The organism is Brevundimonas sp., assembly GCF_013912065.1.
Classification (GTDB): Bacteria; Pseudomonadota; Alphaproteobacteria; order Caulobacterales; family Caulobacteraceae; genus Brevundimonas.
The window spans coordinates 22,643-33,705 of record NZ_JACESA010000024.1; the positions used below are offsets into that span (position 1 = coordinate 22,643).

Annotated in this window: 7 protein-coding genes; 1 reads left to right on the forward strand and 6 read right to left on the reverse strand. The window is 65.9% G+C overall.

Annotated elements, in window-relative coordinates; genetic code table 11:
* The first annotated feature begins 35 nt into the window (after positions 1–35).
* A complete protein-coding gene (gene bglX / locus H2037_RS15370) occupies positions 36–2,396 on the forward strand; it encodes a beta-glucosidase BglX (protein ID WP_292123729.1) in 2,361 nt (786 codons plus the stop codon).
* 88 nt (positions 2,397–2,484) lie between these two features.
* Here bglX and H2037_RS15375 read toward each other — a convergent pair whose 3' ends face one another.
* The 6 genes from H2037_RS15375 to H2037_RS15400 all read right to left on the reverse strand — a co-directional run bounded on the left by H2037_RS15375 (position 2,485) and on the right by H2037_RS15400 (position 10,702).
* Positions 2,485–4,167 (reverse strand): response regulator, encoded by a 1,683-nt coding sequence (locus H2037_RS15375; RefSeq protein WP_292123731.1) that lies wholly within the window; start codon positions 4,165–4,167, stop codon positions 2,485–2,487.
* Positions 4,164–5,666, reverse strand: coding sequence for an ATPase domain-containing protein (locus tag H2037_RS15380; protein WP_292123733.1), 1,503 nt, complete (start codon positions 5,664–5,666; stop codon positions 4,164–4,166). The genes H2037_RS15375 and H2037_RS15380 overlap by 4 nt, the downstream gene beginning before the upstream one ends.
* A gap of 321 nt (positions 5,667–5,987) precedes the next feature.
* Entirely contained in the window at positions 5,988–7,616 is a 1,629-nt protein-coding gene (locus H2037_RS15385) for an MHYT domain-containing protein (RefSeq protein ID WP_292123735.1), read from the reverse strand.
* A 219-nt stretch (positions 7,617–7,835) separates the two neighbouring features.
* Positions 7,836–8,915, reverse strand: a complete 1,080-nt coding sequence (locus tag H2037_RS15390; protein ID WP_292123737.1) for an AI-2E family transporter — start codon at positions 8,913–8,915, stop codon at positions 7,836–7,838.
* 115 nt (positions 8,916–9,030) lie between these two features.
* Complete coding sequence (locus H2037_RS15395) at positions 9,031–9,615, reverse strand: outer membrane beta-barrel protein (RefSeq protein ID WP_292123739.1); 585 nt, start codon at positions 9,613–9,615, stop codon at positions 9,031–9,033.
* Between the two features lie 460 nt (positions 9,616–10,075).
* A complete protein-coding gene (locus tag H2037_RS15400) occupies positions 10,076–10,702 on the reverse strand; it encodes a glutathione S-transferase N-terminal domain-containing protein (RefSeq protein WP_292123741.1) in 627 nt (208 codons plus the stop codon).
* Between the last annotated feature and the right edge of the window lie 361 nt (positions 10,703–11,063).

The window sequence follows — 11,063 nt, forward strand, 5'->3', positions numbered from 1 at the left end:
CGACCCTCGTTGAGAACGCTATCAGAGATTTCGCCATGGTTCTGAAACGGCTCTGTCTCGCCCTGGCCGCCGGCCTGCTGGGGCTGTCGCTATCGACGGCGGGCGCCGCGACCGCCCAGACGGTTGACGCGCCGTCCCAGCGCGTGCGTGATCTGCTGGGTCGGATGACACTGGAAGAGAAGATCGGTCAGCTGAACCAGGTGCCTGGCGGGCGGCAACGGGCGCTGAACTCTCGCCTGGACGCGGCGGCCCTCGAGCGGGTGCGGCGTGGCGAGATCGGCTCGTTTCTGCACGTCGCCGGCGCGGCCCAGATCCGCGATCTGCAACGCCTGGCGGTCGAGGAGTCGCGGCTGGGGGTGCCGCTTCTGTTCGGCATGGACGTGGTCCACGGCTACAAGACCCTGTTCCCCGTGCCCCTGGCCCTGGCGGCGAGCTGGGATCCGGAACTGGTTCAGCAGACGGCGCATGTGGCGGCGATGGAAGCGACGGCCGCCGGTCTGAACTGGACCTTCTCGCCGATGGTCGATATCGCGCGCGACGCCCGCTGGGGCCGGGTGGTCGAGGGGGCGGGCGAAGACCCCTATCTCGGCTCGATTCTGGCGACCGCCCAGGTGCGCGGTTATCAGGGACAGTCGCTCGCCGACGCCGGTTCGATCCTGGCCACGGCCAAGCATTTCGTCGGCTATGGCGCCGCCCAGGGCGGACGCGATTACGACAGCGCCGACATCTCAGACCGTACCTTGCACGAGGTCTATCTGCCGCCTTTTTATGCGGCGGCGCAGGCCGGGGCGGGGTCGATGATGACCGCCTTCAACGACATCGCCGGCGTTCCCCTGACGGCCCATCCGGCGCTGGTGCGGGAGCTGTTGCGCGGCCAGTGGGGTTATGACGGCCTGATCGTCAGCGACTGGAACGCCATCCCCGAACTGCTCAACCACGCGGTCGCCGGCACGCCGCAGGAGGCCGGCGCCCTGGCCCTGCGCGGCGGGGTCGACATGGACATGGCGGGCAACCTGTATTCCGCTCAGTTGAAAGGGGCCGTGGAGGCCGACCCGAGTCTGCTGCCGCTTCTGGACGAGTCGGTCGTGGCGGTGCTGACGGCCAAGGAGAGGCTGGGCCTGTTCGACGATCCCTATGGCCGCACGGATCCCGCCCGCGAGGCTGAGGCCATGTTGACGCCTGAGCACCGCGCACTCGCCCGCGAGGCGGCCCGCCGGTCCATCGTGCTGCTGAAAAACGACGGCGACCTGCTGCCGCTCGCCGCCTCCGCCCGTCGCATCGCCGTGATCGGCGCCCTGGCCGAAGACGCCAATTCGTCGCTCGGCAGCTGGCGCGCCCAGGGCAAGGTCGAGGATGTCCGGCCGCTGATCCCCGCCCTGCGTGAAGCCATGCCTCAGGCCCGCTTCACCTATGCCCAGGGTTACCGCTCGGAGGCGGCCCCCACGATCGCGGTCACCGCCGCAGGGGAGGGCGCCCAGAGTGTGCGTGAAACCTCCGACGCCGAGGCGCTGGCGGAGGCGGTCGACGCGGCGAGGGCGGCCGACCTCGTCCTGCTGGTCGTCGGCGAGCATTTCGACCGGTCAGGCGAAGCCCGAAGCTATACTGACATCGGCCTCAGCCCCGCGCAGAATGCACTGGCTGCGGCCGTGCTGGATACGGGCAAGCCTGTCGTCGTCATTCTGATGAACGGCCGACCGCTGGCCATCCCCGAACTGGCGCGACGGGCCCCGGCGATATTGGAGACCTGGTTCCTGGGCGTGGAGTCGGGTCCGGCGATCGCCGACATCCTGACCGGCCGTGTCTCGCCCGGCGGCCGCCTGCCGATCGTCTTCCCGCGCGCCAGCGGCGCGGCGCCGGTCACCTATGCTCACCTCCCGACGGGACGGCCCGCCGCCGAGGATCTGACGCGCGACACCGCCCGGTACCGCGACCAGCCGATCACGCCTCTGTTCGCCTTCGGCCACGGCCTGAGCTACGGCCGCTTCGAATACGGCGATCTGGATTTCAGCCAAACCAAGATCGACGCGGGCGGACAGGTCGAGGTCAGCGTCGTGGTGCGCAACACCTCGGCCCTCGCCGCCGACGAGGTGATCCAGCTCTATGTCCGCGACCCGGTCGCCGCCGTCTCCCGGCCGGTGCAGGAACTGCGCGGTTTCCGCCGGGTCGCCTTCGCGCCGGGTGAAGCCAAGCGTGTCCGCTTCACGCTAACCCCGGCCCAGGTCGCCTTCTGGGAAGCCGACGGCTGGCGTATTCAGCCTGGGGCGATAGAGGTGATGGTCGGAGCGTCGTCCGCCGATATCCGGGCGCGAGGCGTGTTCACCATCACCACCGAAGGCATGAGCACCATCCCCGCGGCAGCTATCCCCACGCCTTCGGCCGAGGAGCCTGTTTCCTGAACCCGTCATGTTCACACGCACAGGCCAATTTTCTATTGCCAGGGGTCAATTCCACTGGCTCGACGCCCTGCGCTGAACGACTCCGGATTCAAGCCGCCTTCACCAGCAGTCTCGACAGTTTGTCGGCCAGCTCTGCCTGTTCGAACGGCTTGCGGATCAGCTTGTCGTCCGGCGTCGAGGCCAGGGCTTCGGCGTCGGCGTAACCGGTGGCGAACAGGATGGGGGTGCCTGGCCGGCGGCTTTGCATCTCCCGAGCGAGGTCGGCGCCGTTCAGACCGGGCATGGCGAAATCCAGCACGACCGCTTCGATATCGGTGCGTTGCTCGAATATCTCCAGCGCGGCGCCGCCGCTGCCCGCTTCGATGACCAGGTATCCGAGGTCCTCGAGGTAGTCGACCGTCACTTCGCGGACTGCGTCGTCGTCGTCGACCACGAGCACCAGGACACGGTCTCCATAGGCGGAGGTCAGGGGGGCGTACGGCGACACCTCCTGAATGGGAGCGGCGTCCGCGCGCGGCAGGAAGATCTTGATCGTCGTGCCATGGCCGACGCTGGTCTCGATCGCCACGCCGCCGCCGGACTGTTTGGCCAGGCCGAAGACCTGGCTCAGACCCAGGCCCGACCCCTTGCCGACGGCCTTGGTGGTGAAGAAGGGCTCGAAGGCGCGGGCCAGGACGTCCTCGGTCATGCCGGAGCCGTTGTCGGTCACGGAGACCATGACGAACTGACCCGCCGGGGGGGCTCCGGGAGAGGGAGACGCCTGGGTCACGACATTCTCGGTGCGGATCAGCAGCGTCCCGCCCACATCCATGGCGTCTCGCGCATTGATCGCCAGGTTGAGGATGACAAGCTCCAGCTGCGTCGGATCGATCATCGCCGTCCACAGGTCGTTCGCCAGTTCCGGTTCTAGAATCTGGACGCTGCCGCCGATGGTGCTTTGCAGCAGATCGCGCATGTTACGAACGGTGTCGTTGAGATCGACCGCGCGCGGCTCAAGCTTCTGACGGCGGGAAAAAGCCAGCATCTGGGCGGTCAGCTTCGCGCCGCGTCGGGACGCCTCGCCCATCATGGACAGTCGGCGAACCAGGGCCGGGTCGTGCACCCGCTTCTGCATCTGCTCCACATTGCCGATGACCACGGTCAGCAGGTTGTTGAAGTCATGGGCGACGCCTGAGGTCAGCTGGCCGACCGCCTCCAGACGCTGCGCCTGACGCAGGGCGCTCTCGGCGCGTTCCCTTTCGCCGATCTGTGCGGCCAGTTGGCGGTTCGCTGCCTCCAGCTCGGCGGTGCGTTCGGCGACCCGCCGCTCCAGCATGGCTTCGTCCTCTCGGATTCGGTCGATTAGTTCGCGAGCCTGATATTGCCGCCGCCGACCGCGAAGCGCGGTTTTCACCGCGCTGACCAAGGTCGTGGGATGGAAAGGGCGCTCCAGAAAACCCACATTGCCCAACGCTTCCGATATGCGTCTGGCTGCGGGATTGCGTTCGACGCTTCCGCCCCGCTGGGTCAGGAGCAGAAAGGGAAAATCCGACCAGGAAGGCTGGCGATCGACCCAGTTGGACAGGGGAGACAGGTCGCTGTCGCGCAGCACCTCCTCGACGACGACGGCCAGGCCCGCGCCGTCTTCGATCTGGTGCAGAAGCTCCGGCAGGTTTGAGCAGAGGGAGGTCGCGACGCCCGCTTCCTCTAGAATGGCCGCCGCGATAGCGCTGTCCCGTCCGGAGGGCGCCAGGATCAAGGTGCTTTCCGACCGCTGTCCAGGACGGTTCATGCAGAGGGTTCGCCCAGAAGGCCGCTGCCCTGACCGACGAAGTTGGGCACGCCTCGCAAGACGCCCTGGAACCCGGTCAAAGGTTCGCCCACCGTGAGTCCGTCCTGATCGATACTGTATTCCCGGATCGTCTTCTCGTGCCGGCCGGCGCGTTTCTTGATCACCGAGACCGCACGCCGCACATTCCCGAGCGCTTCGAAATAGCGCAGCAGAACGACCGTGTCGGCAAGATAGGTGACGTCGATCGGCGCCTTCATCTCTCCCACCAGACCGTGCTGAGCCACCGTCAGGAAGGTCGTGGCGCCCTGTCGGTTCAGGTATTGCAGCAGTTCGTGGATATGCAGGACGAGGAACTGCTCCTGGGGCATCGCCGCCTGATAACCGTTCAGGCTGTCGATCACCACGGTCTGGATGTGTTGTTCGGAGACGCAGCGACGCACTCGAGCGGCGAACTCTCCGGGCGAAAGTTCTGCGGCGTCGATCTGCTCGACGAGCAGCCGATCCTCGCGCTGCATTGTTTCCAGGTCGATGCCCATCTGTTTGACCCGGTCGAACAGCAGGCCCAATTCCTCGTCGAAGATGAAAAGGGCGGCCCGCTCGCCGCGCTGCACGGCGGCGACGGCGAAGTGGATGGCGAACAGGGATTTTCCGGTCCCCGCCGGGCCGAGGATCAGGGCGCTTGAGCCGCGTTCGATCCCGCCGCCCAGCAGGGCGTCGAGCTCGCCGACGCCGCTGGACGCCACGGTGCGTTCAAAGCTTGTGCGATGCTCCGAGGCGACGATGCGGGGATAGACTTCAAGCCCGCCGGTCTTGATGGTGAAGTCGTGATAGCCGCCCCGGAAGCGACGGCCGCGATACTTGATGACGCGAACCCGGCGACGCTCGGCGCCATACTCCGGCGCCAGCTCCTGCAATTGGATCACGCCGTGGGCGACGCTGTGGACGGTCTTGTCGTTCACGTCCGTCGTCAGGTCGTCCAGCAGCAGGACGGTCGCGCCTTGTTTGGCGAAATAGTGTTTCAGGGCCAGGACCTGGCGACGGTAGCGCAACGAGCCCTGGGCCAGAAGCCGGATCTCGGACAGGCTGTCGATCACCACGCGTTTCGGCCGTTTGGCCTCTACGGCCTCAAAGATCATCCGCGTCGTTTCACCCAGCTCCAGGTCGGAGGAGTAGAGCAGACTCTGCTGCTGCTGTTCGTCCAGGAGGCTCTCGGGCGGCACCAGTTCGAAGATATCGACGCCGTCCAGGGACCAGTGGTGGGACTTCGCGGTCCCTCGAAGCTCGTCTTCCGTCTCCGAGAGGGTGATATAGAGCGAGGGTTCGCCAAGACGGGCGCCTTCCAGCAGAAAGCCCATCGCGGCCGTCGTCTTGCCGGTGCCCGGGGCGCCCTCCAGGAGATAGACCCGATCCCGCTCAAGCCCTCCGGCGAGAACGTCGTCCAGCCCCGAGACCCCAAAAGCTGCCTGTTGCGTGGTCCCGCCGGCTTCCTGATCGTGCATGGTTCTCGTCGTCAATGTAGCTGTGCGGTAACGCGCTTCCGGCGACTTGGTTACATCGGCGCACGGTCGGCCCGCAGAACGTCGACGACGACGTCGCCAAAGGCGGGATCAGCCGCGTCGGCCGCCTGCAAGAAAATCGGGAACACGGGTCCGCGCCGCCACGATCTGATTGAGGCGCGCGGCCTCCAGGGCGGGGAGGCCGGCTGCAAGATGACCGCGTCGAGCGCCGAGCGTTAGCGGCTGAATCGAGACCACGCTCTGCTTCAGCGACAGCAACCGTGGAGGCTCTGGCAAGATTGTATGAAACAGGCTCGCGGACGCTCAGTCCTGTCTGACCTGGATGGTGAAATCCGCTTCGAAGCCCGTTTTCGGATAGCGGAAATCTACGGTGCGGGCCGTTGAACGCACAAGCCGGGAGCCGAAACCTGTTCGCTCGGGCTGCTTGACCGGAGGGCCGCCGGTCTCGCGCCATGTGACGGCCAGACCCTCTTCGCCGAGCGACCAGTCCACCCTGACCCGGCCGTCCGCGCGGCTGAGGGCTCCGTATTTGGAAGCGTTGGTCGCAAGCTCGTGCGTGATCAGGCCGAGGGCCAGCACGGCCTCGGACGGAAGCCAGATGTCGGCTCCGCTGAGCGTGACCTGATCGGGATCGAACCGATCGAACTCCGCCTCGAACACGTTTCGCGCCGTCGCCCGCTCCCAACCCTGGGCCGTCAGCAGATTGTGCGTGGCGGAGAGCGCCAGCAGCCGGGATTCGAATGACGCCGCGAAACTTTCGGCCGTCGCCGCTTTTCGCGCGGTCAGATGGGCCATCGAAAGCACGGTGGCCAGGGTGTTCTTCACGCGATGGTTCAGTTCGTTCACCAGAATGCGCTGACGCTTCTCGCTTTCGGACAGGGCCTGAAAAGCCGCGCGGTGGTCGGTCACGTCCTGAATGGTTCCGATCAGACGTTGAGGCTTGCCGAGGCCGTCCAGCAACATCTCGCCCCGTACTTCCAGCCAGCGACCATCCAGCATCTGGTAGTCGCACGTGTAGTCGCTGCCTGTCGCGATGGCCTCTTCAAGCAGACGCGCGCGATGTTCAGCGCTTTCGGGCGTCAGGAGTCCCGACACCTGAGACTGTTCGAACGGCGCGCTCGGGTCCAGGCCCAGCAGCCTGCGCCCTTCCTCCGACAGTCTCAGCCGCCGTCGGACCACATCCATCTCCCAGTAGCCCATGCGCCCGGCCCTCAGGGCCATGAGCAGAGCCTGCCGCTGATCCAGGAGGCTGGCGCCCATGCCCAGGAAGAGAACCAGTATCGTAAGCCCCGCCACGCCGAAGGCGAGCCATAGAGGCTCCACGCCTGGCTCCCCCTGCGGCGTCGCGCCAGGGGTCAGGGTCACGGACGCCATCGCGGTATAGTGCATCGACACTATGCCGACGCCCAACAGAACAGCGGCGATGACCCTTAGTCTCACATGATAGTCTTTTCGGGCGACCCACAGCGCCGCCGTCGATGCACCCAGGGCCACGACGACTGAGGCGACCACCCAGCCTTGTTGGTAACCCACGATCGCGGACGTCCGCAGCGCGGCCATGCCCACATAGTGCATGCCTCCGATGCTCAGGCCCATGATGGCTCCGCTGCCGAGCAAGGAGGCCAGGGACCGGCCAGGTTGGGCGCATACGGCAAAGGCGACCGCCGTTCCCGCCATGGCCAAGGCCAGAGACGCGACGGTGAGGCCTAGGTCATAGGAGACCGGCGCCCCCGGGTCGAAACCGAGCATGGCCACGAAATGCATCGACCAGATGCTGACGCCCATGGCGACCGCGGCGACGCCGATCCACCCGGCTTGAACGGTTCCGTCGTGCAGACGGGCCCGGCGGAACAAGTCCAGCGCGGTCCAGGAGCCGAAGATCGCCAGGAGGCTGGCGAGAACGAGGTAAATCGGTTCGTGATGGTGATGCACACCATAGTCCTAACCGTTGCCTTCAGATCCAACTACCGAAATTCCGCATCCTTAAAGTGAGTTCTCAAGCATCGTAGTCCAGGCTGTTGCGCTTAACCGCTGTCGGCCACAGCGGGTCTCGACATGTCTGGTATTCCGGCCGGAAATCATCGAGCCGTTCCGTCAGGCTCTCGCCGTAGTCTCGGAGAGGGGCGTTCTGCGACGTCGCGTCCAGGCGACTCAGGCTGACCGTTCCGACGGCCAGGCCGGCGTTTCGAACCCGTCTCCCCTCAGCTCGGGCAGAGGGTCGCCGTTGTTGGACACCAGGACCGCGAGCCAGCGCAGGCCGTCGTGCTGGGCAAGGAAGAACATCAGCGCCAGGGTGAGGGGAACGGCGAGGAATGCGCCCGGAATGCCCCAGAGCACCGTCCAGACGCCGGTGACGAGAAGGCCCATGGCGGGATCGATGTTCTGGGCGTCGGCCTGCATCTTGGGCAGGACCAGATTGCCGACGAGGAAGGCGACCGCCTGGATGCCCGCGAAGATGAAAAGGGCGGGCCAGGCGGTGGGAAACTGCATCAGGGCGAAGAGCGCCGGAGCCACGCTGCCGATGGCGACGCCGAATATCGGAATATAGGACAGGAGGAACAGGGCGAGGGTCCAGAACAGGACGTCGTCCAGACCAGCCAGGGCCATGACGGCGCCGGAAGCCACGGCGATCATGAGCCCGGTCACCGTCTGGATCCAGACATAGGCCTCGACGCCCCGGATCGAGCGCTCAAGCACCAGCAGGGTGCGGCGGGGCGGACCCAGCGCGGCAAGCTGCATCACCTTGGCGCGGATGAGCGATTTCGAGGTGAGGATCAGGATCAGGAAGACAAGGGTCAGAACCGTTCCCGACATCGCTTCCTGGACCCCCGACAGGGCCTGGGTGACGACGAGGCCGAGATTGAAGCTGCCCGCCAGGACGTCGAGCCCGAGAGGCTGTTCCAGTCCCGCCATCCGCCCAAGCTCGAGCGCGAGAGCGTCCAGTCGCTCGACCAGAAGCGGCGCCCGTTCGGCGACGCTCCTCAGGCCGCCGAGCACGACGGCGGCGCCGCCGAGGACGATCCCGCCGCCGAGTGTCGCGCCCACCAGCACGCGCACCGGCCAGAGGCCGATCTTCGGGAAGAACCTGGATCGCAAAAGGGCATCGACCAGGATGGCCAGGACGAAGGCCATCACGAACGGCGCCACCACGGAGCGGAAGACATAGAGAAGGGCGCAGCAGGCCGCCACGCTGGTCACATTCAGCCGGGGCGAAGGGAGGAACTTGTCCATTCTCGATTTCCAGGTGGACCGGCCGGCGACGTCACCGGGCCATGGCCCGTGCCGCGTCCCGGCGCCCTCGTCCGAGACGAAGGCGCCGGGCTTGCCGTCGGCGTGGGAGGGGGCGCTAGTAGCCGAGCTTGTAGCGCAGGCCGACGGTGACGGCCTGGTTGTCATAGTCGCCGCTCACGGGAGAGGCCGAGCCGGCGCCGAATTCCAGATCGGTGACGGCGACGTAGCGGTAGGCCATTTCGGCCGTCATGCGCTCGTTGATGTCATAGGAGACGCCGGCCTTGGCCTGGTAGGCGAAGCCCATGTCGTCGTCGTCCACCACGCCGTCATCGTAATTGACTTGGGCGACGCCGACGCCGACGCCGACGAACGGGCGAAGTCGACCCTTCTTGTTGAACTCGTACGCGACGTTGGCGAACGCGCCGAGCATCTCGGAGTCGCCCTCCGAAACACTGTCCAGATCATTCTTCATGTAAAGCAGCTCGCCGCCGACCCGGACGCCGTTGTTGAAGGCGTAACCGCCCGAGCCGCCGACCACCCAGCCGCTGTCGAGGTCGATCGGGGCGTCGGCGTCCATCTGCCCGCCGGTGCTGCCGCCCAGATCGCCCTGGACGTACCAGCCGCCGGTTTCCTGGGCCATGGCGGAGGTCCCCATCAGGGCGACGGCGGCGGTGATCGGGGCGATGTATTTGATGTGCATTTGACTGAACTCCTAGTTGATCTGTCAGCCCGTTTTGAATGAACTGTACGGTTTGGTTTTGATACGACCCATGGCGGGCGTCAAGCGGTTTTGTGTGCAGTTCGGTCATTTATTTTGAGCCCGGTTCGACCCCGCGGCGGGCATGCGGCGATCACCGCCGGCGCGCACCTGATCGGGCGCCGGTCGTCCATTGGGGGATCGCATTCGGTGCGGCAGCGTCGTCCCCGTCATGGAGGGGAGCCGGATGTACGAGGCTGGATCTTGGCGCGACGACGCCGAGCACGGGGCTCGGCGTCGGCTTTTGTTTCTATCCTACTCGGCACGCCTGCGAAGACGTGGAGGGGGAGCAGAAGGTAGGTTGGGTTTTCGGGATCAGGCGGCGGGGCCTGGCGCGGATGAGCTCATGTCTTCACCCGCGCCGCCCAGAACTTTCCTGACGCTCGCCTCTTGGCGAGAACGCCTAGAGGGCTTCGGACCTGAGTTTCATCTCTTCTCCGACGATGCCCAATATAGCTGGATTTTCCAGACGTCGCTGCTGCAGCCGGTCGATGTTCGGGAAGGCCGGCAGGCGACCTGCGAGCGCAGGCGCCGCCCGCCACAGCGAGAAGGTCAGCAGATACAGGTCACACACGCTGGGCGCATCGAGGATGTTGTCGCGGCCTTCGAGATGGTCATCGACGTCCTTGAAAGCCGCCGCGGCCCGCGCCAGGGCCGCCGACCTTGCGACCTCGTCGTCGCAGCCTTCCTTGGGGAAAAGAGCGGCCGACAGGGCCACGTGCAGGGTGCTGGACAGGAAGGACAGCCAGGACTGAGCCTGTGCACGTTCGAACGGGCTGGTCGGGAACAGGTTCTTGTCCGGTGCCAGGTCGGCGATGAAGGGGAGAATGGCCGTCGACTCGGTGATCACGCCCTTCTCGGTCTCCAGCGCGGGCACCTTTCCGCGCGGATTGATGGCGCGATATCCGTCGTTCAGATGCTCCCCCTTCCAGGTGCGCACGAAGACGACTTCATGCGGCAGGTCGGCCTCGACCAGGGCGAAGCGGCTGGCGAGGGAACAGGCCATAGGGGCGTGGTGAAGACGCAGCATTGTTTGGCTCTTTCGTTAGCTGTCGAAGATATGCCGCCCCGCTTCCGAGGTTCGGAAGGCGGAAACGACAATGGGTGGCCCGTCGGTCCTCGTCGTCATGAGCGGACGCTCTGGTGGACGATGAAGGGGCTTTGGGGAAGCGGATACGCCGCAGATATACGAGGAGTTGGCTGAGTGCGTCTCGGTCGGATGGATGTTCGCCATACCGGTCACTCGGAGCCTTCAAAAAATGCAGCCCCCTCCGCCGAGCGGGTTACGCTGCGCATATCCGTTTCGGGGGGGGAAAACGGATATGCGCAGCGTAACCCGCTCGGCGGAGGGGGCTGCATTTTTTGAAGGCTCCGAGTGACCGGTATGGCGA

What these genes read in the sequence shown, in the direction of transcription:
- bglX (WP_292123729.1), top strand. Translation starts at nt 36, where the DNA reads ATGGTTCTGAAACGGCTCTGTCTCGCCCTGGCCGCCGGCCTGCTGGGG.
- H2037_RS15375 (WP_292123731.1), bottom strand. Translation starts at nt 4,167, where the DNA reads ATGAACCGTCCTGGACAGCGGTCGGAAAGCACCTTGATCCTGGCGCCC.
- H2037_RS15380 (WP_292123733.1), bottom strand. Translation starts at nt 5,666, where the DNA reads ATGCACGATCAGGAAGCCGGCGGGACCACGCAACAGGCAGCTTTTGGG.
- H2037_RS15390 (WP_292123737.1), bottom strand. Translation starts at nt 8,915, where the DNA reads ATGGACAAGTTCCTCCCTTCGCCCCGGCTGAATGTGACCAGCGTGGCG.
- H2037_RS15395 (WP_292123739.1), bottom strand. Translation starts at nt 9,615, where the DNA reads ATGCACATCAAATACATCGCCCCGATCACCGCCGCCGTCGCCCTGATG.
- H2037_RS15400 (WP_292123741.1), bottom strand. Translation starts at nt 10,702, where the DNA reads ATGCTGCGTCTTCACCACGCCCCTATGGCCTGTTCCCTCGCCAGCCGC.